The following is a 23,006-nucleotide window of genomic DNA, read 5'->3' as shown; positions in this document are numbered from 1 at the left end:
CGTGCGGATTCACCGCGCCGCTGCAGAGGCAGGCTCGGCAGGCTTCTTCACGTTCGCCGCGGGTTCGGACGCCGCAGGCTCGGGCGCTGAAGCTGCGGTGGTCGCTGCCGAAGCGCCGTTGCCCGGCACGAGCACCTCGACCTCGTCGTCATCATCGAAGCTGCCGCGGCGTTGCAGATAGGCGTCGCGGTAAAAGGTGTATTTGTCCAACGCAATGCCATCGAGCATTTCACCGGCACGCAGGAAGTTGGAGCGCGTGTTGACGAGGCTCAGCGCGGTAATTGCGACCTTCTTGCGGCCATCGTCGAAGATCACGCCCGGCGAGGCCTGCCAGTCCACCGGCAAGGCCAGCGAGTCGCGCACCGAGGACGGGCCGAACAAGGGCCAGACGATATAGGCACCCGTGCCCATGCCCCATTTGCCCAGCGTCTTGCCGAAGTCCTGGCTGTTCTTCTCCAGGCCCGCTTCGGTGGCGATATCCAGCACGCCAGCCAGGCCGAGCGTCGAGTTGACGGCAAAGCGCATGCCCTGCTCCACACCGGCCTTGAAACGACCCTGCAGGAACAGATTGATCGCCGACCAAGCGTCGCCGATGTTGCCGAAGAAGTTGTCGACGCCGGTACGGATGGGCGCAGGCACGATCTCGGTATAGGCGGTCGCGACGGGCTTGAGCACGTTCTCGTCCAGCTTCTCATTGAAGGCGAAGACCTTGCGGTTCCAGGATTCCCAGGGATCCAGCCGCTGGCCCTTGGAGCCCATGACCTTGTCGACAGCCCGCTCGATGCGCGTGCCGACACCCTTGACGGTCTGGCAACCCGCCAGGCTCAGGGCCAGGACAAACAGGGCCAGCATGCGGACGATACGGTTCACGGCTTGCTCCCCGAGGCAGGTGCTGCCGCTGCGGCGCTGCCCATGTCCGACGCCTTGCTGTTGATGAACTGGCCAATGAGGTTTTCCAGCACCACGGCGCTCTGCGTCTGCCTGATGATGTCGCCGCTGGCGAGGTTCTTCTCATCCGCACCCGGCTCCAGGCCGATGTACTGCTCGCCCAGCAGGCCCGAGGTCAGGATCTTGGCCGAACTGTCCTTGGGGAACTGCGTGTTCTTGTACATATTGAGCAGCACCTTGGCCTGGAAGGTCTTGTCGTCGAAGCTGATCGACTCGACACGGCCGACGACGACGCCGGCGCTCTTGACCGCGGCGTTAGGCTTCAGGCCGCCGATGTTGTCAAAACGCGCCGACACCTGGTAGGTGGCATCGAAATTGAGGCTCAGCAGGTTGCCAGCCTTGAGCGCGAGGAACAGCAGCGCAGCGCCGCCGATCAGCACGAACAGGCCCACCCAGGCGTCATATCGAGAGGATTGCATCCTTCCTTCTCCCTAAATCGAAAACATCATGGCGGTCAGCGTGAAGTCCAGGGCCAGCACGGCCAGCGACGACAGCACGACGGTACGCGTGGTCGCTGCCGACACGCCCTCGGGCGTGGGCCGGCAACCATAGCCCTGAAGCAGCGCGATGAAGGTGACCGTCACGCCGAACACCAGGCTCTTGATGACACCGTTGCCGACGTCCTTGAACACATCCACGCCGCCTTGCATTTGCGACCAGAAGGCACCGGGGTCGATGCCCAGCAGCGGCACGTCAACCAGCCAGCCGCCCATGATGCCAACCGCCGAGAAGACCGCGGCCAGCAAGGGCATCGCGATCAGCCCACCCCAGAAGCGCGGCGCCAGCACACGCTGCACCGGGTCCACGGCCATCATCTCCATCGCGGTGAGCTGCTCGCCGGCCTTCATCAGGCCGATCTCGGCGGTCAGCGACGTCCCGGCGCGGCCCGCGAACAGCAGCGCCGTGACCACCGGGCCGAGCTCGCGCACCAGGCTCAGCGCAGTCAGCAGGCCCACCGCTTCCCGGGAGCCGTAGCGCTGCAGCGCGTAGTCGCCCTGCAGGGCCAGCACGGAGCCAACGAACAGGCCCGACACGCCGATGATGAGCAGCGAGCGATTGCCCAGATAGAAGAGCTGCTCGCGCACGAGCACGAAACGCATCAGCGCCCGGGGCGAACAGGCGAGCAGCGCGCCGAACAGCCGCGCGGCGGCGCCCCAGTCGGCGAGCAGCATGCGCACGCTCAAGCCCAGGTTGGCGGCCAGCGCCATCATGACGCCACCCCGAAGTCCTCGGCCACCGGCACGGCAGGCTGGTGAAAGCGTACCGGCCCGTCAGGCTCGGCACCCACGAACTGACGCACCAGCGGGTCATCGCTGTGGCGCAGCTCGTCCGGCGTGCCCTGGGCGACGATGCGGCCATTGGCCACCATCGCCACCTCGTCGGCGATCTCGAAGGTCTCGTGCAGGTCGTGCGAGACGATGATGCTGGTCAGGCCGAGGGCGTCGTTCAGGTCGCGGATCAACCGGGCGGCCACGCCCAGCGAGATCGGGTCCAGGCCGGCGAAGGGCTCGTCGTACAGCACCAGGTCCGGGTCCAGCGCAATCGCACGGGCCAGGGCCACGCGCCGGGCCATGCCGCCGGAGACTTCGCTGGGCAGCAGGTCACGCGCACCGCGCAGGCCGACGGCATTGAGTTTCATCAGCACCAGGTCGCGGATCATGGCCTCGGGCAGGTCGGTGTGCTCGCGCAGCGGGAAGGCCACGTTCTCGAAGACGCTGAGGTCGGTGAACAGCGCGCCGAACTGGAACAGCATGCCCATGCGCCGGCGCACGGCGTACAGGCCGTCCAGGTCCAGCGGCGCCAGGTCCTGGCCGTCGAACAGCACCTGGCCGCTCATGGGCCTGAGCTGGCGGCCAAGCAGGCGCAGCACGGTGGTCTTGCCGCCACCCGAAGTGCCGATCAGCGCCAGCACCTTGCCGCGCTCCAGCTTCAGGTTGACGCCGTCCAGCACCACGCGGTCGCCGTAGCCGACGCTGACGTTGCGCAGTTCAATCAGAGGTGCGGTTGCCAAGGGATTCACGCAGGCAGGCTGCAAGCCGGGGGGCGGGAGAAAGGGCGCCATGATAGGGGAAACACCAAGCCTTCCCGCACGCCCGGCCTTCAAGGCGGAGCGGCGACTTTCTCCGACTCGAAGTTCACCTCGATGCGCATCCAGGACTTGACCGCCTGGCCATTCAGCTGACCGGGGCTGAAATCGGTTGCCATGAAAGCCTGCCGCGCCGTCTCGAACAGCGGCTCGGGCAGCACGGCGTCGCCGTCGGGCTCGACACGCTCGACCCGCCCCTGCTCGTCCAGGTAGAGCTTGAGGATGGCGTTGTAGGACCGCCGCACCGGCCAGTTGAGTGGCCATTGCAGCAGCACGGGCGTGCGCGCCACGGGCCCGACGCTGAGCAGCGCCCGCGGCACATAGACGGCCGGCTCAACGACAGACGCCGCGGGTTGCGGCGAGGGCTCACGGGAAATCTCAGGCGGAAGGGGCGACGGCACCGTCGCCGGGCCAGAGATGGCGGCCGCAGGCGACGGTTGCTCGGCGGCCGCCGCAATCGGCGTGACGGCAGGCGCGGCCACGTACCGCACCTTCAGCGCCGCCGGCGCGTCGGTAGGCTTGGGCAGCAGCTGGTCCCGCTTCCAGTCGCTCAGCGCCTGCGCCCCGGAGGCGAGCAGCGCGAGGTGTGCCAGCGCCGCCCCGGCCAGGCACCACCACGGCGCCCGTACCGAGCCGCTGGCGCCTGCGCCTCTCAGTTCATCAGCTCGCGCCATGAGGTGCGCCGCAGGGTGCCTGGCGGCAGGTTGATCGGGTCAGCACCTGTGCGGGGGACGTTCTTGCCGTCGACCTGCTGCACCAGGGTCAGCAGCTTGCCGGTGGAGCTGACGATGGTCGTGATACCCGCCACCAGCGTGGTGCTGGAATAGGTCAGCAGCGGCTTGCCGGAACCGACGTCCAGGTAGTAGAGCCAGGAAGTGCCGCCGGGCGAGCAGACGGTCGGCTGCGGAATGTTGGTGGCGACGATGAGCTGGTTGAGCTGCTGGTCGAAGTCGACGCTGACACGTTCGCCGGCGCTGAGGCTGAGATCGACGTACCAGCCCTTTTGCGTCGCCCAGTTGATGGTCGCGCCGTTCTCCAGGCCGCTGCGGTCGGCTTTCAGCGTCTGCTGGACCATGTTGGCATTGCTGCGCAGCGCGCCCAGGCCAGACACCGCCAGGTCGTCCTTGAAGCTGTAGATGGACTGCAGCGAGGTGTCGCCAACGTCCCCGGTGCCCAGGTAGCGCCCCGTAGCCACCGAAACGATCGGGTATTTGTAGTTGCCATCAATGATCTCGCTCAGCACGGGCTTGGTCGTGATGGGCTGGTTGCTACCCGTCTGGCCCAGCAGCATGCTTTCCTTGCCGGCCGGGCCGTAGTTGTCGTCAAAGTCGAAGCGCCAGACGTTGCCGAGCATGTCGGCGCCATACACCCGCGATGCGACGCCGAGCTTGTCGTCATCCACCCAGGCGTTGATCTTGCCCAGGTTGCTGGGGTCGCTGGGGCTGCCTACACTGGTCCCGGCCTTGATCTTGCTCGTTGCATCCACCAGCGCGCCCGTGACGGCGTCCACCACGTACAGATAGCCCACGCCCGAAGCGTTGTTATAGCCCGAGGTGAACATCACGACCCATTTGCCGGCCTTGTTCTTGGTGATGATGGGGTTGCCGTAGCTGTAGCCCAGGTCGCCGTCAGTGGCGTACTCCCACAGGGCCTTGGGAGAGACGGGATCGGTAATGTCCAGCGCGTAGTAGCCCTTGCCGCCCTTGCCCAGGCCGCCCACCAGGATAGTGCGCCACTTCGTGCCGTCATACACATCGCCCACCACCGGCGCGCCGTCGACGAAGAAGCGGTGGTTGGATTCATAGTTGGCGTCCGCCAGCATGTACATGTTCGACATGACCATGGACGGCACATAGGCCCACAGCTCGGTGCCGCTCGTGGCATCTGCCACGTTGTCTTTGTCCACCACTTTGATGGCGTGCAGCATGCCGTCGTTGGCGCCCACATAAAGTACGCCAGGCCGCTTGGTGCCGGCGAACGCGGTGTAGCCGGCATCGCTCAAGCTCATGGGCGACTGCTTCACGTAGACCGGTGCGCCGTTGACGATGTCGCCCAAGGGACCGGCGCGGGTGCGGAACACCTTGTCGGCATCGGCGCTGGCGGACTGTTCGTAGGTGGTGGCGCCAAGCAGGTAACTGACGAGGTTGGCGGTCGTGGCCTTGAGCTTGGCGCCCGGGTCCATCGTTGCGCACTGACTCAGCTGACTCGCCCCGACGCATGGGTCCGGAAATTTGCTGATCTTGCCGGCGGTGGTCAGATTGGCCACGGTGAAATCGACGAGGCTGTTGCTGCCGTTGTTGAACAGGATGGTGCGCGAGGCCTGGGCCTTGATGCGATCGGCGGCCGACCAGATCGGCGTGCCCGGGTTGATCACGGCCCCGGTGCCGGTGTCGATCTTGAACGCATTGACGGTGCCGTCCCAGGTCTTGGTGGTGTACAGGGGGATGAACAACCAGTCGTCGCCCGCCGACGGTGTCAGCGAACTGGTGGCCGCCGCGGCCGAACTGCCCGTGGCCGCGTCGATGCGGGTCAGCGCATCCACGAGGCTGGCGGCCATTTCCGACGCGTTGTTGGCGCTGTAGTAGGTGCCGCGCCCGTTGACGGCGGCATGCCAGAGATCGTCGACGGCCGTCAGCGTGTTGGACTTCGGCTCGGGCCAGACCTTGTTGCCCTGCTTGATGTCGAAAAAGTCGCCGCTCCTCTGGGTTTCGTAATTCTTGTCGTAGGTCAACGTCCCGCTCAGGCCCAGGCCCATCGCGAACGTGGTCATGTGCTGGGCCGGGTTGTTGTCCTTGGTGTCGACCGGCACGATGTTCGCGCAGACGTCCTGGTTGGCGACCGAGCCCGTGCAGTTGCCCAGCGCCGAGGTGCGCAGGTCGTTGACGTAGTAGTACTGGGCCACGTCGGCCAGCGTGTCGGCGTAGCCGGCGCCGCCGTTGCCCTCATCGCGCATCGGCCGCGCCACCGACGCGCCCGCATCGGTGTTGCCGATACCCACGGTGCCGGCCAGGTCCTTGTGCGTGATGCTGCCCTCGTTCCAGTAGCCGTCCGTCGAGAGGATGGTGTAGTTGCGCTGGCAGGCGTACTGCATCGGGTCGCTCTGCCCGCTCAGCTTGTTGGCGAAATAGCGCCCCGCCCGCGCCAATGCCGGCCGCAGCGGCGTGGCGCTGTTGCCCGACGTGCCGTACAGGCGGGTGAAGAAGTCGGTCTTCTGCGTACCGCCGTCGAAGTCACGGATGTTCAGGAAGCCCGTGCCGTCGGCGCCGTTATTGGCGTACTCGCTGATCTTGGAGAAGCCAACGCGGAATCGCGTGGCGTCGATCCTGGCGAAGGCCATGCCGGCACCGGCCCGCATGGCCAGCATGCGGGTGCGGTAGTAGGAGAACCAGTTGGCATAGTTCTGCTTCTGCGCCGCGGTCGCGTTCTGGGCGCGCACGACGTCGAAGTCGGGGCCTGCGCAGCTGCTGCCCGTTTTCCCGGCCTTGGGCGTCGCCCAGAGGAAGGAGCCATAGTCACCCTCGGTCGCGGTCGTGGTGACGGTTTTTTGGATGGAGCAGCTATTGGCTACGTTGTTCTTGCAGGTCTTGCCGGGTGCATTGATGCGCGCGTACGACGTCACGACGCTGGTCGTCGTGTTGCTGGCACTGTCGTAGTTCGACGTGGAGCCGCTGCCGGGAACGCTACAAGCGGGATCGTTTCTGGCGCCGCACACCGCGGAGGTGGCCGACTGAACGGGGGTGCCGACGGTCGCCCCGACGACACTGGGCGTTTCCGGGTTGTCGTTGCTCAGGTCGACGGTGCTCGAGCCGCTCATGTAGCCGTCGTTCCAGGCGGCCGTGAAAGTGGCGTCCGTCATCGACGTGCCATTGGATCTCAAGGGCGCCGGATAGCTGCGGTTGGGATCGTAGAAGATCTTGTTGGCACCGACCCAGCCGAAGCACACGTCGCCGGTCGGCGCGTCGTCGGGCAGGTAGTTGTCGCTCATGGAGCCCGAGTCGTCGAGCACGAACATCAGGTTGGCGCGCACCAGCGTGCCATTGGTCGTGCTGGCCAGCGGCCGGTCGGCCAGATCGGCGAGCCCGGCGGCGCTGGCCGTCAACGCGGCCAGGAGCAGGGGCAGGCCCCCAACCATCCATCGCAACCCAGGGAGAAAAGAGGTCGTTTTCATGCTTGATCTCCTGCGTGGCTTACAGCTGGACCATGGTTTCGGTGAACGAGACGGTGCCGCGCGCACTGGTGGCGCGCACGACGATGCGGTAGTACTGGGAATTCGTGACGATGGTCTGTGCCTTGCCGTCCTTGTAGCTCTGCACGCCCTTGTTGCCCCCGCCCGTGAGCGCCGAACCGGTGGGCACTGCGCAGTCGACTGCCGACGGTGCACCTTCACCCGCGCACAGCCGCGTGATGATGTAGCGCGCCGTATTCGCGCCACCATTGAGGCTGATCTGGGCAGACGGGCTCACACAGGTGCCAAAGCTGCCCGCCGCGTAAAGCGAGCAGGCGCCGCCGCCGGTCCAATCCACCACCGCTCGCGCGTTGCTGGTGGAACCCTGACCAGTCATGTCCAGCGAGTCGCGACTGCTGGCGTAGTAGCCGGCGGCGGCCCGGTCGTTGTGCAGATTCGTGCCGGCATTGGCGTTCAGGTAGGCCACGGCCGATTCAGCGGCCTGGCTGGCCGCCGACGTTGCATCTTGCTTGAACCCGAGGTTGCCAATGACCAGCGAGCTGGTGTCCACCGACCGCACCAGCGCCACCGCGGCCAGAGAGATGACCACGAGGGCGATCAATGCAAATATCAGCGAGATCCCCCGCTGCCGGCGGGTCGCCGTTGTCCTGGTTGCGTGGCAGTCCGTCATTTAATTTTGTCCCCAGATCACGTTGCGCAGGGGTGCCGTCACCTCGAACACCGAGTAGCGGTAGTGCTTCCAGTCCGGCACGCCGCTGACCACCAGGTCCAGGCAATTGCTGCTGCCGCACGTGGTGGCACCGGTGACGGTGGTTGCCTTGCCTACATCCCACTTCGGCGCGGCCACGGTCACTTCGTCCTTCTGGTAGCTGCCGCTGCGAGCGACGAGTGCGAGCCGCACGGCCAGCACCTGCCGCCAGCCGGCATTGGTGGTGGGCGTCACGTTGTCGTAGGTGTCCACGACGCGGTCGGCGTTGGTGTCCTTGCCATACAGGGCGCGCAGGTAGACGATCTGCGGGAACAGCTCCTGCGACTGCATCCCGCCCGAGGCCAGGTCCAGGGTCTGCTGTTGCAGGTTGTAGTTGGCATCCACCGCGAAGGTGCGCAGCACCAGTTGACCCGCGTTGATCAGCCGATCGCCCGCAAGATAGCCCGCAGCCGGCGCCACCTGCGCGCCGCTGTTCCAGGACGACGCGCCATGCACGACCTGGTTGCTGTTGGCGATCTGCGTCACCTGGTAGGCGCCGCACCAGTTGGTGGCGGAGTTGCCGGCGGGCACGGCGATCACGATGTCGCTCACCGAGATCCCCACCGCCGACCGAAGGGTGAATCGATCCGCGGTGATCGGGTGATTGACGCTCACGATCGCCGGCACGGCATAGGCACGGCTGGACGACATGACCGTGACGCTGTCCGGAGCGCCATTGGCCCCTGCGGCGATCACCACCGGCGTGAGCGTCCAGTTGAAGGCGCCCGTACTCGTATGGTTGGCAACGACCGGGCAGCCGAGCGCGGGCAGATCATCGATGAGGCCGTAGCCGGCCATCTGGATTTCGCGCTGCAGCGTGTACAGCCCCAGGGCGCCATTGACCTGGGCATCGGCACCACCGGTCGTCACGCGCTTCTGCCCTTCGGCGAAGGACAGCACCTGGGCGGTGACCAGCACGACGACCAGGCCCAGCAGCAGCCCGATCATCAGCTCGATGAGCGTCGCGCCGCGCACGGCCGCCCGGCAGGGGGGCAGTTTGGAATTCAAGACCATCACGACAGCGGCCCTCAGTTGATGGACGAGGCCATCGTGAATCGATTGGTCGACTCACCAGCCGCCGTCCAGCGGATCTCGATGGACACCGCCCCCGTGGCCGCCACGGTCACCGTGGACTCGCCGTTGGGGAGTCGGGCCGCCACGCGGGCCTGCCAGTCCTGACAGGCCGCCCCGCAACTGGCCGTGGCGTAGGCGTTGAGGCCGGTGCGGTCGGTCCACATCTCGCCGAGCAACTGCTGGGCGAGGAAGGCCGCCTCGGCCCGGAAGGTGGCGGACGTCTGGGCGCGCGTCATGGCCCCTTGCAGCCCGACGACGCCCAGCACGCCCATCGCGCAGATCAGCAGCGCGACCAGGGCTTCGAGCATCGCAAAGCCGGTGTGCTGGCCGCGGCCAGCCTTCAGGTTCGAGCTTGCTTTCATGCCTTGGACTCCATGGTGCAGCGGGTCAGCATTTGCGCGGATCACTGCTGGCGGTGACCTTGGGCTCGCACATGCGGATGGCGCCGCCGGTCCCCACGACGATGCGCAGCGCGCGGAAGTCATCGCCAGGGACGCTGTTGTCGATGTTCAGCGTGGTCAGCGTGGCCACAGGGGTAAGGTCTACGGGGCGGCCGAAGCCGTTGAACACGACGAACGCAGCGTCACCGCCGGCGGCATCGTCCCCCTGCACCACGACCGATTGGCTGCCGCTGCCGGTGGCATGCTTGTCCAGGATGCGGGGGGCTGTCGTGTCGCTGACCGCGGTCGCGCACTTGCCTGCCGGGTCGTCAAGGCTGACCACCCACGACATGCCGTCCTCTTTAACCGCGCAGCTGTTGTCCATCACCGCCGAGTTGCTCAGGGTGACGAGCGAGAAGCGCACATTGGTGTTGCGCCGCATCGCCTCGGCGCGGGCGCGCTGCAGGCCAGCCTGCAGGGACGTGGCCACGTTGCGGATCTGAGTGTTGCGTATCCAGGCGCTGGCGCTGGGCATCACGGCCATGAGCAGCAACGCCATCAAGGCGACCACCACCACCAGCTCGATCAAGGTAACGCCCCTCAGGGCCGGCCGCTTCATGTTCACCTCAGCACTCGCTGCCCTTGGCGAGCCAGCAGTTCTTGCCGGTCATCGCCGCGCCCTTGAAGGTGGTCGTGGCCTGCACGTTGGCTTCGTTGATGGTGTACACATGCCCCAGCGACACCGTGCCCGTCTTGCCGGTGGCCGTGAGGGTGTAGCCCTGCCCGGAGCTGGTCAGGCCGCAGGCATAGGTGAAGTTCTTGGCGCCGGTGGGAACGAAAGTCTTCCAGCTCGGGGCGGCCGCGGCGTCGACACAGGTCGTGGTCCCGTAGTTGCGGTTGTCCTGGTAGTACTGTTCCATCTTGACCCGGTAGTCCGCCAGCTGCGAGAAGCTTTCGGACAGGGAGCCGCGGCGCACGTAGTCCTTGTATTGCGGGACAGCCACCGCTGCCAGGATGCCCACAATGGCCACCGCGATCATGAGCTCGATCAGCGTGAAGCCACGTTGAACCTGAGGAGACGCGAATTGGGACATGGGCAGTTCCTGTGGAGCGGCGACGAGGCGATGAGCGCCGGGTAGAAGGACCATCAAGTGGTCGTTTCGGGGCATTCTGCGGCAGCGCCGGCGTGAATGTCGTGCAAAACTGCGCACCTCGACACTGCTTCTCGACGGGCGTCCATGCCGCCGCGACGAACGGCATGCCCCCGTAAGTAATTGCTACGGCGCCATGAAAAACGCGACCCGGAGGTCGCGTTGCAGGAGGCGAGGCGGCGTGCTCAGCGCGGCAGCGTCGTCGAACCCATCAGGTATTCATCCACCGCACGCGCGGCCTGGCGGCCTTCGCGGATGGCCCACACCACCAGGCTCTGGCCGCGGCGCATGTCGCCGGCGGCGAAGACCTTGTCGACATTGGTCTTGTAGGCGCTGGCACCTTCGGTCGAGGCCTTGCCGTTGCCACGCGCATCCTTGTCGACGCCGAAGGCCTCCAGGATGGTGGCGACCGGCGACACGAAGCCCATCGCCAGGAAGGCCATGTCGGCCTTGAGGATCTGCTCGCTGCCTTCGACCTCGGTCATCTTGCCGCCCTGCCATTGCAGGCGCACGGTCTTGACGCCAGTCAGCTTGCCCTTCTCACCGATGAATTCCTTGGTGGCGATGGCGAACTCGCGCTCGCAACCTTCTTCATGGCTGGACGAGGTGCGCAGCTTGATCGGCCAGTAGGGCCAGGTCAGCGGGCGGTCTTCCACTTCGGGCGGCTGGGGCAACAGCTCGAACTGCGTGACGCTCTTGGCGCCGTGGCGGTTGCTCGTTCCGACGCAATCGCTGCCGGTGTCGCCGCCACCGATGACGATGACGTGCTTGCCGTCGGCGCGCAACTGGTTCTTCAGCTTGTCGCCGGCGTTGATCTTGTTCTGCTGCGGCAGGAATTCCATCGCGAAGTGCACGCCGGACAGCTCCCGGCCCGGCACGGGCAGGTCGCGCGACTGCTCGGCGCCGCCGGTCAGCACGATGGCGTCGAACTGGCTCTTCAGCTCGCCGGCGCTGATCGTTTCCTTGGCCCAGTTGGTGACCTTGCTGCCTTCGGGCAGGGCGGCGACCATCACGCCGGTGCGGAACTCGACGCCCTCGGCCTTCATCTGCTCGACCCGGCGGTCGATGTGGGACTTCTCCATCTTGAAGTCCGGGATGCCGTAGCGCAGCAGGCCGCCGACTCGGTCGTTCTTCTCGAAGACGGTGACGCTATGGCCGACGCGGGCCAGTTGCTGCGCCGCCGCGAGACCGGCCGGGCCGGCGCCGACGACGGCCACCTTCTTGCCGGTCCGCACCTTGGCCGGCTGGGCCGTGACCCAGCCCTCGGCCCAGGCGCGGTCAATGATGGCGTGCTCGATGGACTTGATGCCGACCGCGTCGTCATTGACGTTCAGCGTGCAGGCCGCCTCGCAGGGCGCGGGGCAGATGCGGCCGGTGAACTCGGGGAAGTTGTTGGTGCTGTGCAGCACGACGATGGCGTTCTTCCAGTCCTCCGGCCGGCCCTTGTAGACCAGGTCGTTGAAGTCCGGGATGACGTTGTTGACCGGGCATCCGCTGTTGCAGAACGGCGTGCCGCAGTCCATGCAGCGCGCGCCCTGCTGCTTCGCCTGCTCGACGTTCAGGCCGATGACGAATTCCTTGTAGTTCTTGACGCGGGCGGGCGCGGGCTCGTAGCCCTCTTCCAGACGCTCGTATTCCATGAAGCCGGTGACTTTTCCCATGCTCCCTCTCCTCAGGCCTTGGCGGTGACGGCTTCAGGCGCCTTGGCCTGAGCGATGGTTTGTGCGGCTTCCTTGGCGGCGTTGATCTCGCCCAGCGCGCGGCGGTATTCGTTCGGGAACACCTTGATGAACTTGCCGCGCGATTCGGCCCAGTGGTCGAGGATGTCGCGGGCGCGCTGGCTGCCGGTCCAGCGGTGGTGGTCCTCCAGCAGCTTCTTCAGGATGGCCTCGTCGGTCTGGGCCTCGCGGTCCACGCCGTCGACACCCTTGGTGCGGTGCCAGATGGCCTTGTCGACGCTGGCTTCCTGCTCCTGCGCCGTGGCGAGCTTCTCCAGCGACACCATGCTGGTGTTGCAGCGCTTGGCGAAGTGGCCGTCCTCATCAAACACGTAGGCGATGCCGCCGCTCATGCCGGCTGCGAAGTTGCGGCCGGTCTTGCCGAGCACGGCGACGGTGCCGCCGGTCATGTACTCGCAGCCATGGTCGCCCGTGCCCTCGACGACGGCCGTGGCGCCCGACAGGCGCACCGCGAAGCGCTCGCCGGCGACGCCACGGAAGAAGGCCTCGCCGCGCGTCGCGCCATACAGCGCGGTGTTGCCGACGATGATGTTCTTGGTCGCGTCGCCGCGGAAGTCGATGCTGGGGCGCACGACGATGCGGCCGCCCGACATGCCCTTGCCGGTGTAGTCGTTGGCGTCACCGATCAGGTAGAAGGTGATGCCATGCGCCAGGAAGGCGCCGAAGCTCTGGCCGCCGGTGCCTTCCATCTGGATGAAGATGGTGTGGTCGGGCAGGCCCTCGGGCTTGCGGCGGATCAGCTCGCCGGACAGGCGTGCACCCACCGAGCGGCGCACGTTGCTGACCTCCTGCATGAACTGCACCTTCTCGCCCTTCTCGAAGGCGGGCAGGCACTTCTCGATCAGCTTGACGTCCAGTGCGCGCTCCAGGCCATGGTCCTGCACATCGTTGTGGATGCGGGCCACGTCGGCCGGGACGTTGGGGCGGTGGAAGATGCGGGCGAAGTCCAGGCCCTTGGCCTTCCAGTGCGAGACGGCCTTCTTGGTGTCCAGCCAATCACTGCGACCAATCAGTTCGTCGAACTTGCGCACGCCCAGCTGGGCCATGATCTGGCGCGCTTCCTCGGCAACGAAGAAGAAGTAGTTGACGACGTGCTCGGGGCGGCCGGTGAACTTCTTGCGCAGCACCGGGTCCTGCGTGGCCACACCTACAGGGCAGGTGTTCAGGTGGCACTTGCGCATCATGATGCAGCCCTCGGCCACCAGCGGTGCGGTGGCGAAGCCGAACTCGTCGGCGCCCAGCAGCGCGCCGATGACGACGTCGCGGCCGGTCTTCATCTGGCCGTCGGCCTGCACGCGCACGCGGCCACGCAGGCGGTTCAGCACCAGCGTCTGCTGCGCTTCGGCCAGGCCCAGCTCCCAGGGCGTGCCGCAGTGCTTGATGGAACTCCACGGCGACGCGCCCGTGCCACCGTCATGGCCGGCGATGACGATGTGGTCGGCCTTGCACTTGGCCACGCCGGTGGCCACCGTGCCCACGCCGACTTCGGACACCAGCTTGACCGACACGTCCGCCTTCGGGTTGACGTTCTTCAGGTCGTGGATGAGCTGGGCCAGGTCCTCGATGGAATAGATGTCGTGGTGGGGCGGCGGGCTGATGAGGCCCACGCCCGGCACCGAGTGGCGCAGCATGCCGATGTACTCGGACACCTTGCCGCCGGGCAGCTGGCCGCCCTCGCCGGGCTTGGCGCCCTGGGCCATCTTGATCTGGATCTGGTCGGCGCTGACCAGGTACTCGGTCGTCACGCCGAAGCGGCCCGAGGCCACCTGCTTGATCTTGGAGCGCAGGCTGTCGTTTTCCTTCAGCTCGTAGTCGACGGCGATGACCTTGCCGTCGATCACGTCGCTGATCTTGGTACCAGCGGTGATCTTGATGCCCTTGAGCTCGTTGCGGTAGCGGGCCGGGTCTTCGCCGCCCTCGCCCGTGTTGCTCTTGCCGCCAATGCGGTTCATCGCCACGGCCAGCGTGGCATGGGCCTCGGTGGAGATCGAGCCCAGCGACATGGCACCGGTGGCGAAGCGCTTGACGATGTCGGCAGCCGACTCGACCTCTTCCAGCGGCACGGCCTTGGTCGGGTCGAACTTGAACTCGAACAGGCCGCGCAGCGTCATGTGGCGCTTGCTCTGGTCGTTGATGAGCTGAGCGTAATCCTTGTAGGTCTCGAACTTGCCCGAGCGCGCCGCGTGCTGCAGCTTGGCGATGGCGTCGGGCGTCCACATATGCTCTTCGCCACGGGTGCGCCAGGCGTACTCGCCGCCGGTCTCCAGCATGCTGTCCAGCAGCGGGTCGTCGCTGAAGGCCGCCTCATGCATGCGGATGGCCTCCTCGGCCACCTCGAACACGCCGATGCCGCCCACCTGCGTGGCGGTGCCGCGGAAGTACTTCTCGACGAAGTCCGGCTTCAGGCCGATGGCCTCGAAGATCTGCGCGCCGCAGTAGGACATGTAGGTCGAGATGCCCATCTTGGACATGATCTTGGACAGACCCTTGCCCACGGCCTTGATGTAGTTGTAGCGGGCCTGTTCGGCGGTCAGCTTGGGCGGCAGCTCGTCCTTCATGGCCTCGAGCGTTTCCAGCGCGAGGTAGGGGTGGACGGCTTCGGCGCCATACCCGGCCAGCACGGCGAAGTGGTGCACCTCGCGGGCGGTGCCGGTCTCGACGACCAGGCCGGCCGTCGTGCGCAGGCCTTCACGCACCAGATGGTGGTGGACGGCGGACAGGGCCAGCAGCGCGGGAATCGCGATGCGGTCCTGGCTCAGATGGCGGTCCGTGATGATGAGGATGTTGTGACCGGTCTTGATGGCGTCAACCGCCGAGGCGCACAGCGAGGCGAGCTGCGCTTCCACGCCGGCGCGGCCCCAGTCACGCGGGTAGGTGATGTCCAGCTCACTGGGCTTGAACTTGCCGTTGGTGGGCTTCTCGATGCCGCGCAGGCGCGCCATGTCGTCGAAGTCGAGGATGGGCTGGCTGACTTCCAGGCGCATCGGCGGGTTGATGGCGTTGATGTCCAGCAGGTTCGGCTTCGGGCCGATGAAGCTGTTCAGCGACATCACGATGTTCTCGCGGATCGGGTCGATCGGCGGGTTCGTGACCTGGGCAAAGAGCTGCTTGAAGTAGTTGTAGAGCGGCTTGTTCTTGCCCGACAGCACCGCGAGCGGCGAGTCGTTGCCCATGGAGCCGATGCCCTCCTCGCCATTGGCGGCCATGGGGGCGAGCAGGAACTTGATGTCTTCCTGCGTGGTGCCGAAGGCCTGCTGGCGGTCCAGCAACGTCGTCGTGAAGCCGGGGCGGGCCGTGTCGGGCACGGCGATGTCGTCCAGCTTGACGCGAACGTTCTCGATCCACTGGCGGTACGGGCGTGCGTTGGCGAACTGGTTCTTCAGTTCCTCGTCGTCGACGATGCGGCCCTGCTCCAGGTCGATGAGGAACATCTTGCCGGGCTGCAGACGCCACTTCTTGACGATCTTGGCCTCGGGGATGGGCAGCACGCCGGACTCGGAGGCCATGACGACGAGGTCGTCGTCGGTGATGCAATAACGAGCAGGCCGCAGACCGTTTCTGTCCAGCGCGGCACAGACCTGGCGGCCGTCGGTGAAGGCCATAGCGGCAGGGCCGTCCCACGGCTCCATCATGGCGGCGTGGTACTCGTAGAAGGCGCGGCGGCGCTCGTCCATGCCTTCGTGCTGCTCCCAGGCTTCCGGGATCATCATCATGGCCGCGTGGGCGAGCGGGTAGCCGCTCATCGTCAGCAGCTCGATGGCGTTGTCAAAGGTGGCCGTGTCGGACTGGTGCTCGAAGCTGATGGGATAGAGCTTCTTCAGGTCGTCGCCCAGCACGGGCGACTTCATGACGCCTTCGCGGGCGCGCATCCAGTTGAAGTTGCCCTTGACCGTGTTGATCTCGCCGTTGTGGCAGACCATGCGGTAGGGGTGGGCCAGCGGCCACTCGGGGAAGGTGTTGGTGGAGAAGCGCTGGTGCACTAGCGCGATGGCCGAGACGACGCGCGGGTCGGCCAGGTCCAGGTAGTACTTGCCGACCTGGTCGGCCAGCAGCAGGCCCTTGTAGATGACCGTGCGGCAACTCATGCTGGGCACGTAGTACTCGCGGCTGTGCGTGAGCTTGAGCGCCTGGATGGCGCTGGAGGCCGTCTTGCGGATGACGTAGAGCTTCCGCTCCAGCGCGTCGGGGACGATGATGTCAGTGCCACGGCCGATGAAGATCTGGCGGATCACCGGCTCCTTCTCGCGCACCGTGGGCGACATGGGCATGTCACGGTCCACCGGCACGTCGCGCCAGCCGATCAGCACCTGGCCTTCGGCCTTGATGGCACGGGCCAATTCCTGTTCGCAGGCCAGGCGGGAGGCAGCTTCCTTGGGCAGGAAGATCATGCCGACGCCGTACTCGCCGGGCGGCGGCAGGTTGATGCCCTGCTTGGCCATCTCGGCGCGGTAGTACTCGTCCGGGATCTGGATCAGGATGCCGGCACCGTCGCCCATCAGCTTGTCGGCACCCACTGCACCGCGGTGGTCCAGGTTCTCGAGGATCTTCAGGCCCTGCTGGACGATGTGGTGCGCCTTGTGGCCTTTGATGTGTGCCACGAACCCGAGGCCGCAGGCGTCTTTCTCATTGCCCGGCCGGTAGAGCCCGTGCTCGGCTAGGTCTTGGATCTCGGCTTGAATCTGCGCGGCGTGGCTCATGGCGCCCTCCTGGAACACAACAGGGCGGGAGCGTAATGCAGTGCAGCATTTGCGGCAACTTGATTAAATTAGGGTCAGAGTCAATTAATTCCCCATCGACGTGGTGAAGTTAAATAAATGGGGTCATAGTCACGCCACTCCGGTTGGCTTGGTTTCCGACGATGCTAGTGGCGTTTTGCGCGGCCGTCCGCGCGGCCGTTTGAGTGCGACTTTCGGGTGGGTGTCGCCCAGCGCCTTCAGGAATGTTGCGCCGCCCACTGGCCGCCCCCGCAACACGGCCTCAGTGAACTGCGCTTGCTCCTGCAGGGTGACACCCTGGTCCATCAACTCGCGATAGGCATGCTCGCGCTCGAAGGGTGTGTTGCCCAGTGACCAATACAGTTCATGCTCCGTGACCAGCGCGCTGCGGTTCAGGCCGAGGTGGTGAGCGGCGCTGGACCAGGGCCATTGCGCCGCGTCCTGGCACAGCCCTGCACGCACCGGATTCAATTCGATGTAGCGGATGCAGGCCAGCAGATGCCGTTCGCCCTCGACCAAGCCCGCCCTGAACCGACCTTCCCAGAGCGTGCCGCTGCGCTGATGACGGGTATTGAACCAGGCCACGTAGCGGCGGCCGAGCGCTTGCATCATGCGACTGAGAGCGTCCGCAGCGGGCGGCGTCAGCAGCAGGTGAAGGTGGTTGTCCATCAGCACGTAGGCATGGACGGCCACCCCATACTGAGCCGCGACCTCGGTCAATGTGACCAGCATCTGCTGGCGGTCGTGATCGCTGAAGAAGATGGCCTGGCGGTTGTTGCCGCGCAGGATGACGTGGTGAGGCTGACCCGGCAGGATCAATCGAGGTAGACGGGCCATGAATGCATCCTTGTCGGCACAACGGCCTCGGCAGGAGCAGCCAGAATAATCGACTCCGACCCCATTTTGTGGAGTGACGTCAGAAAAGCGTCTTGCCCGTCAACCGCTGATGCTCGCGAATGGCGAACCGGTCGGTCATGCCGGCAATGTAGTCAGCACAGGCTCGTTCACGATCGGCGCGCTCGGCGAAGTCCGCCGGCATCTGCGTCGCATCGGACGAATAGGCCGCAAAGAGGTCGCGCAGCACCTGCTCGGCGCGGCTGCGCGTGGATTGCACCTGCGGGTGGCGGTAGAGGTTGGCGAAGAGGAAGCGCTTGAGCGCCGTGCTCTTGATGCGCATCTCCGGGCTGAAGCGCAGCAAGGGCTTTTCAGCCCGGCGCACAGCATCGACGTCGCTGGGTGCCGCTTCGTCCAGCGCCGCACGCGTGGCGTCGATGATGTCGTAGACCTGAGCCGACAGCATGCGGCGGATGGTCTCGAACAGCAGGCGCTTGCCGGCCAGGCCCGGATGCGCATCCAGCGACGCCCGCCAATGCTCCCGCACCAGCTCGACATCCAGCAGTTGCTCCAGCTCGATCAGGCCCGAGCGCACGCCATCGTCAACGTCGTGCGCGTTGTAGGCCACCTCGTCGGCCAGATTGCAGAGCTGGGCCTCCAGGCTGGGCTGGCCGCCATGCAGGAAGCGGGTCGCGATGCCGTCAGGTTCAACGGCCTCGATGAGTTCGGCATGCCGTCGCGAGCAGTGCTTGAGGATGCCCTCGCGCGTCTCGAAGCACAGGTTGAGGCCGTCGAAATCCGGATAGCGCTGCTCCAGTTGATCGACGACACGCAGTGATTGCAGGTTGTGCTCGAAGCCGCCATGGGCGCGCATGCACTCGTCCAGCACGTCCTGGCCCGCATGGCCGAACGGCGTGTGGCCGAGGTCATGGGCCAGGGCCACGGCCTCGACCAGGTCTTCGTCCAGGCCCAGGCTGCGTGCGATGGACCGGCCGAGCTGGGCCACTTCCAGAGAATGTGTCAGCCGCGTGCGGAACAGATCGCCCTCGTGGTTGAGGAAGACCTGGGTCTTGTAGACGAGGCGGCGAAACGCCGTGCTGTGGATGATGCGGTCGCGGTCGCGCTGAAATTCGCTGCGCGTGGGTGCGGGCGGCTCGGGCAGGCGGCGGCCGCGGCTGCGCGCCGGGTCAGCGGCGTAGGCCGGACGCGGCGTCGACATCTCAGGCCGCTCCGTACGCTGCCAGTGTTTCCACGATGCGTGCGTCTGGCACCGAGTGCAGGCCGGCTCGGCCGAGCGCCTCGATGAGGACGAAGCGGATCTCACCCGCCTCCGCCTTCTTGTCCACGCGCATCAGCGACAGATAGCGTTCGGCGCCCAGCTTGGGTGGTTGCACCGGCAGCCCTGCCCTCTCGATCAGACTGCGCAGGCGCTCGACGAAGCCGGCCGGCATCAGCCCCATGCGCTGCGACAGGTCGGCCGCCAGCACCATGCCGCAGGCGACGGCTTCGCCATGCAGCCACGCACCATAGCCGAGGCCCGCTTCGATGGCATGGCCGATGGTGTGGCCGAAGTTCAGGATGGCGCGCAGGCCCTGCTCGCGCTCGTCCTGGCCCACCACGTCGGCCTTGATCTCGCAACTGCGCCGCACCGCATAGCCGAGCACGGCCTTGTCACGCGCCAGCATCGCGTCGAGGTTGTCCTCGATCCAGCACAGGAAACCGGCGTCAGCGATCGGGCCGTACTTGATCACCTCGGCCAGGCCAGCGCGCAATTCGCGGTCCGGCAGGCTGTCCAGGGTGTCCAGGTCGGCGATGACGCGCGCGGGCTGGTAGAAGGCGCCGAGCATGTTCTTGCCCAACGGATGGTTGATCGCCGTCTTGCCGCCCACCGACGAGTCGACCTGAGCCAGCAATGTGGTAGGCACCTGTACGAAGGGCACGCCGCGCATGTAGATGGCCGCCGCGAAACCGGTCATGTCACCGATAACGCCGCCGCCCAGCGCGAACAACACGGTCTTGCGGTCCAGGGCCTGGCCGAGCAGGTGGTCGCAGATGCGGTTCAGGCTGTCCCAATCCTTGTGTTGCTCGCCATCCGACAATACGACCATATCGACGCGACCGTAGACCGCCAGCAGGCGTTCACGCAGGCGAGCGGCGTACAGCGGCGCCACGGTCTCGTTGCTGACAATGACAGCCGTCGCTGCCTTGGGCAGTTGCTGCCAGCTGGCAGGCGCGTCCAGCAGGCCTGAACCGATGCGGATCTCGTAGTTGCGGTCGTCAGGGAGCTGAATGCGGACGGTATCGGTGGCAGGCATGCGGCCAAGTGTAAGAGGCACCTCGCAAGCGGCCCTCCGCCTCCCGTCAAGGCGCCGTCAAAGCGGTTCGGCCCCCACGGTGGCCGCGACGCGGGTCGGGTCCAGCAGGCCCGCCAGCTCCAGCTGCATCAGCGCCATGTTGACGAGGGCATGCACCGAAGGTCGCGCGCTTTCCAGCACATAGTGCGCGCAGCGGCGGTAGAGCGGGTCGCGCTGGTGGTGGAGTTCGCGCAGCTTGGCCAGCGGGTCGCGCACCTGTAGCAGCGGCCGCGTCGTGTCATGGCGCAGACGCCGGAACAGGTCCTCGGGCGTGGAGCGAAGGTAGAGCACCGTCGCACCGCCATGCAGCAGTTCGCGATTGCGCTCTCTCAGCACCGCGCCGCCGCCGGTGGCCAGCACGCGGTCGCCGGGACGTGCGATCAGCTCGGCGATGACCTCGGTCTCAAGGTCCCGAAAAGCGTCCTCACCATGGCGCTCGAAGAACAGCTTGATGCTGCCGCCGATGCGCTGCTCGATTTCATGGTCCGAATCGACAAAAGGCACGCCAATTTGGCGTGCCAGTTGTTTGCCGACGGTGGACTTGCCACCGCCAGGCATGCCCACAAGGGCGATCACGTCACTTCGCGCTGGCGCAGCTGTTGCTGGTGCCATAAGGGCTGACCACGAACGCCGGCGCCGATTCGCTGGAAAGGTCTGCTGCAGCGACCGGCAGTCGTGCGTAGGTGTACAGGTAGTCAACTACGCTTGCCGCGTAGGTCTTGCCTTGAGCGACGCCCTCGGCCACAAGCGCGGAGTAAGACTTGGACGACAGGGACACCGGCACACCAATCGGGTAGTAAGCAGGTGGGCTGAGGACACCCGCAGCCGTGACCGTGATCTTGTAGTCGACCCAAGTACCTAGACTCTTCGGATACTCGAGCTGAAGCACAGCGACGCCGTTTGCATCCGTCCTGGTGGCGCCCACCAGCGTGATCGCGACATCGGACTTGCGTGGATCCAACTGCTTGTTGCCATTCACGTCCTCACCGCCATCGACGACACCGTTCCGATTCAAATCCTCGTTGGGACAAATGGCGTTGAGCTGGCCCACGGTAAACCCCCCGGTACCAATGACGGCCACATAGTCGCCTTGAGGTGTCAGCTCCCAGCGCTTCTTCCCGGCGTTGTATTCCCAGAACCCCTTCGAATAGCTACCCAGATCCAACGACGGGGTGATCTGAACGTCGGCCTTGGGATTGCCAGCTGAATCTACAACGAGCACGACGTACTTTTTCACATACGTCAGACCACCGCCACCGTCACCGATCGAGTTGTCCGTGCCGATCGAGATCGACACCGGATTCGAGACGATGGTCAGCGTCGTGGTAAGCAACTGGCCGCCCGCAGCGACGCAACTGCCAGCCGTGGCGCCGGGCGCGAAGTCGCTGACCTTCCAGCAGGCTTGAATGGTCACGCCGTTCGTCGGGCTGCTGACGGCGCCAGGGGCATAAGTCGTCGAAGCGGTACCCGAAGCATCTGACAGAACGGAGTTTGCCCCAGAGCCAATCTTGCCGGTCCCGTTGTCGCCCGCTGCCGCGAACAGCACGCGGACATTGGAGATGGGCGCATTGCTGCCATCGCGGAAGATGGCACTGACAGTCACCTGGTTGTTGGTGGAGGACGTGTTGACGGTGACGACATCGGCAGACAGGTTCAGTGCCGTCGCGACAGGCGTGGAGCCAGCCACTGGCACCGTCGTGCTGCCGCCTGCGACGGGAATCGTCACGAGCGACTCGCGCCCGCCGGCTACCGCCTTGATCGTCAGATTGGTTCCCGGGGCGTTGGGTGTGGTGTAGGTGAACGTATAGGCGCCATTCAAGTCCGTCGTCCCCGTGGCACTCGTCACGCCGTTGCCGCTGACATTGATAGTCACGCCCGGCATCGGATTGCTGTTCACGTCAGACAGCGTGTATTGGACGGTACCGGCGGCGCCCACCGTCGCAACGGCCGGCACCGGGCTGGCTTGCGAGAAGTTTGCCCCAATGACCTGGAACGCAGCGGTGCGCGTCAAGTTGCCGCTTGTCGCAACGACTGTGATGGTGCGATTCGAGCGGTCCTGCCCGATGTTGACCGTACCGGTTACCTGCCCACTGGCATTTGTAGTGCTGGAGGGTGCGATGAGGAAGGCGCTGGCGTCTGTCACCGACAACTGCACGGGAATGCCCAGCAAGGCGTTTCTATTGCTGTCCACCGCCGTAGCCGTGGCCGTGATCGTTGCGCTGCCCGAGTTGTTGATATTGCTCGCGCTCAGCGTCAACGTCAGGTCATTGGCCTGAGGATTATTGGTCGAAGACTGCTGGACGACATTGAAGGTCACCGCCCGCGTAATAGTGCCCGAGGTCACGGTCAGGGTCACGGGGCGAACCGAAGTGTCGGAGCCCTGGGTGATCGTGGCCGTCAGCTGACCGCTGGCATTGGTCGCTGTCGCGTTATTTGTCGACACCACTGCATTGGCGTTGATTGAAACGGTAACCGGCACGTTGCCGACCGCGGCGCGGTTGGTGTCGATGGACGTCACCGTCGCCGTGATGGAGTCGGACCCCGTGTTCGTCAACGTGGCCTTGTTCAGCACAACGACGAGGTCGGCCGCCACGGCGCTCGCCGCGCCCGACGGGGTGGATGCCGGGGGATCGAAGACCGGTGTTCCGGCGCTTCCACCGCCACCGCCACAGGCCGTGAGCGCTGCAGCGAGCACACCACCCAACAACGCGCGAACCGCAGTCCGGCTCCAAACATCAAACTTCAACATCTCTGCTCACTCCCGTGTGTAGCCAGCGCAGCTGACACATCG

18 protein-coding genes are annotated in these 23,006 nt (G+C 65.8%); all 18 read right to left on the bottom strand.

Features of this window, described 5'->3' with window-relative positions:
- Window positions 1-9 precede the first annotated feature (9 nt).
- Window positions 10-870 carry a VacJ family lipoprotein gene (locus ASC91_RS24370; protein WP_235532086.1) on the bottom strand — a complete coding sequence of 287 codons (861 nt, stop codon included), beginning with the start codon at window positions 868-870 and terminating at the stop codon, window positions 10-12.
- Window positions 867-1,367: an outer membrane lipid asymmetry maintenance protein MlaD gene (gene mlaD, locus ASC91_RS24365; RefSeq protein ID WP_056203343.1), complete on the bottom strand. Its 501-nt coding sequence runs from the start codon at window positions 1,365-1,367 to the stop codon at window positions 867-869. Before mlaD ends, ASC91_RS24370 begins: the two co-directional genes overlap by 4 nt.
- 12 nt (window positions 1,368-1,379) lie before the next feature.
- Entirely contained in the window at window positions 1,380-2,159 is a 780-nt protein-coding gene (gene mlaE, locus ASC91_RS24360) for a lipid asymmetry maintenance ABC transporter permease subunit MlaE (protein ID WP_056203342.1), read from the bottom strand.
- Window positions 2,156-3,010, bottom strand: coding sequence for an ABC transporter ATP-binding protein (locus ASC91_RS24355; protein WP_056203339.1), 855 nt, complete (start codon window positions 3,008-3,010; stop codon window positions 2,156-2,158). Before ASC91_RS24355 ends, mlaE begins: the two co-directional genes overlap by 4 nt.
- 38 nt (window positions 3,011-3,048) lie before the next feature.
- Window positions 3,049-3,708: a hypothetical protein gene (locus ASC91_RS24350; RefSeq protein ID WP_056203336.1), complete on the bottom strand. Its 660-nt coding sequence runs from the start codon at window positions 3,706-3,708 to the stop codon at window positions 3,049-3,051.
- Window positions 3,687-7,202 carry a pilus assembly protein gene (locus tag ASC91_RS24345; protein WP_162247858.1) on the bottom strand — a complete coding sequence of 1,172 codons (3,516 nt, stop codon included), beginning with the start codon at window positions 7,200-7,202 and terminating at the stop codon, window positions 3,687-3,689. Before ASC91_RS24345 ends, ASC91_RS24350 begins: the two co-directional genes overlap by 22 nt.
- A 19-nt stretch (window positions 7,203-7,221) precedes the next feature.
- Entirely contained in the window at window positions 7,222-7,821 is a 600-nt protein-coding gene (locus ASC91_RS29895) for a hypothetical protein (RefSeq protein WP_056203330.1), read from the bottom strand.
- 69 nt (window positions 7,822-7,890) lie between these two features.
- Entirely contained in the window at window positions 7,891-8,982 is a 1,092-nt protein-coding gene (locus ASC91_RS24335) for a PilW family protein (RefSeq protein ID WP_056203327.1), read from the bottom strand.
- A gap of 14 nt (window positions 8,983-8,996) precedes the next feature.
- Window positions 8,997-9,404, bottom strand: coding sequence for a type IV pilus modification protein PilV (pilV, locus tag ASC91_RS24330; protein ID WP_056203324.1), 408 nt, complete (start codon window positions 9,402-9,404; stop codon window positions 8,997-8,999).
- Window positions 9,405-9,429: 25 nt separating this feature from the next.
- Window positions 9,430-10,041 carry a GspH/FimT family pseudopilin gene (locus ASC91_RS24325; protein ID WP_157282067.1) on the bottom strand — a complete coding sequence of 204 codons (612 nt, stop codon included), beginning with the start codon at window positions 10,039-10,041 and terminating at the stop codon, window positions 9,430-9,432.
- Window positions 10,042-10,048: 7 nt separating this feature from the next.
- Window positions 10,049-10,516 (bottom strand): type IV pilin protein, encoded by a 468-nt coding sequence (locus tag ASC91_RS24320; RefSeq protein WP_056203319.1) that lies wholly within the window; start codon window positions 10,514-10,516, stop codon window positions 10,049-10,051.
- 242 nt (window positions 10,517-10,758) lie between these two features.
- Complete coding sequence (locus ASC91_RS24315; protein WP_056203317.1) at window positions 10,759-12,234, bottom strand: glutamate synthase subunit beta; 1,476 nt, start codon at window positions 12,232-12,234, stop codon at window positions 10,759-10,761.
- A gap of 11 nt (window positions 12,235-12,245) precedes the next feature.
- Entirely contained in the window at window positions 12,246-17,009 is a 4,764-nt protein-coding gene (locus ASC91_RS24310) for a glutamate synthase-related protein (RefSeq protein ID WP_056203634.1), read from the bottom strand.
- A 129-nt stretch (window positions 17,010-17,138) separates the two neighbouring features.
- Entirely contained in the window at window positions 17,139-17,864 is a 726-nt protein-coding gene (locus ASC91_RS24305) for a transposase (RefSeq protein ID WP_056203306.1), read from the bottom strand.
- 79 nt (window positions 17,865-17,943) lie between these two features.
- The gene (locus ASC91_RS24300) at window positions 17,944-19,080 is read right to left on the bottom strand and encodes a deoxyguanosinetriphosphate triphosphohydrolase (RefSeq protein ID WP_056203303.1); all 1,137 of its coding nucleotides are present in this window, start codon (window positions 19,078-19,080) and stop codon (window positions 17,944-17,946) included.
- A 1-nt stretch (window position 19,081) separates the two neighbouring features.
- The gene (gene aroB, locus ASC91_RS24295; protein ID WP_056203301.1) at window positions 19,082-20,176 is read right to left on the bottom strand and encodes a 3-dehydroquinate synthase; all 1,095 of its coding nucleotides are present in this window, start codon (window positions 20,174-20,176) and stop codon (window positions 19,082-19,084) included.
- 57 nt (window positions 20,177-20,233) lie between these two features.
- Window positions 20,234-20,827 (bottom strand): shikimate kinase, encoded by a 594-nt coding sequence (locus ASC91_RS24290; RefSeq protein WP_056203298.1) that lies wholly within the window; start codon window positions 20,825-20,827, stop codon window positions 20,234-20,236.
- A complete protein-coding gene (locus tag ASC91_RS24285) occupies window positions 20,793-22,964 on the bottom strand; it encodes an Ig-like domain-containing protein (protein ID WP_157282031.1) in 2,172 nt (723 codons plus the stop codon). The genes ASC91_RS24290 and ASC91_RS24285 overlap by 35 nt, the downstream gene beginning before the upstream one ends.
- Between the last annotated feature and the right edge of the window lie 42 nt (window positions 22,965-23,006).

Source organism: Pelomonas sp. Root1237, assembly GCF_001425055.1.
In the GTDB taxonomy this organism is placed as follows: domain Bacteria; phylum Pseudomonadota; class Gammaproteobacteria; order Burkholderiales; family Burkholderiaceae_C; genus Pelomonas.
This window is presented reverse-complemented; position numbering and strand designations above follow the sequence as displayed.

Bases quoted from the DNA above. Each gene is read 5' to 3' on its own strand.
- ASC91_RS24300 (WP_056203303.1), bottom strand. From the start codon at position 19,080: ATGTCGACGCCGCGTCCGGCCTACGCCGCTGACCCGGCGCGCAGCCGC.
- ASC91_RS24310 (WP_056203634.1), bottom strand. From the start codon at position 17,009: ATGAGCCACGCCGCGCAGATTCAAGCCGAGATCCAAGACCTAGCCGAG.
- ASC91_RS24290 (WP_056203298.1), bottom strand. From the start codon at position 20,827: ATGGCACCAGCAACAGCTGCGCCAGCGCGAAGTGACGTGATCGCCCTT.
- ASC91_RS24305 (WP_056203306.1), bottom strand. From the start codon at position 17,864: ATGGCCCGTCTACCTCGATTGATCCTGCCGGGTCAGCCTCACCACGTC.
- aroB (WP_056203301.1), bottom strand. From the start codon at position 20,176: ATGCCTGCCACCGATACCGTCCGCATTCAGCTCCCTGACGACCGCAAC.
- ASC91_RS24285 (WP_157282031.1), bottom strand. From the start codon at position 22,964: ATGTTGAAGTTTGATGTTTGGAGCCGGACTGCGGTTCGCGCGTTGTTG.
- ASC91_RS24345 (WP_162247858.1), bottom strand. From the start codon at position 7,202: ATGAAAACGACCTCTTTTCTCCCTGGGTTGCGATGGATGGTTGGGGGC.
- ASC91_RS24320 (WP_056203319.1), bottom strand. From the start codon at position 10,516: ATGTCCCAATTCGCGTCTCCTCAGGTTCAACGTGGCTTCACGCTGATC.
- ASC91_RS24350 (WP_056203336.1), bottom strand. From the start codon at position 3,708: ATGGCGCGAGCTGATGAACTGAGAGGCGCAGGCGCCAGCGGCTCGGTA.
- pilV (WP_056203324.1), bottom strand. From the start codon at position 9,404: ATGAAAGCAAGCTCGAACCTGAAGGCTGGCCGCGGCCAGCACACCGGC.
- ASC91_RS24325 (WP_157282067.1), bottom strand. From the start codon at position 10,041: ATGAAGCGGCCGGCCCTGAGGGGCGTTACCTTGATCGAGCTGGTGGTG.
- ASC91_RS24335 (WP_056203327.1), bottom strand. From the start codon at position 8,982: ATGGTCTTGAATTCCAAACTGCCCCCCTGCCGGGCGGCCGTGCGCGGC.
- ASC91_RS24315 (WP_056203317.1), bottom strand. From the start codon at position 12,234: ATGGGAAAAGTCACCGGCTTCATGGAATACGAGCGTCTGGAAGAGGGC.
- mlaE (WP_056203342.1), bottom strand. From the start codon at position 2,159: ATGATGGCGCTGGCCGCCAACCTGGGCTTGAGCGTGCGCATGCTGCTC.
- ASC91_RS24355 (WP_056203339.1), bottom strand. From the start codon at position 3,010: ATGGCGCCCTTTCTCCCGCCCCCCGGCTTGCAGCCTGCCTGCGTGAAT.
- mlaD (WP_056203343.1), bottom strand. From the start codon at position 1,367: ATGCAATCCTCTCGATATGACGCCTGGGTGGGCCTGTTCGTGCTGATC.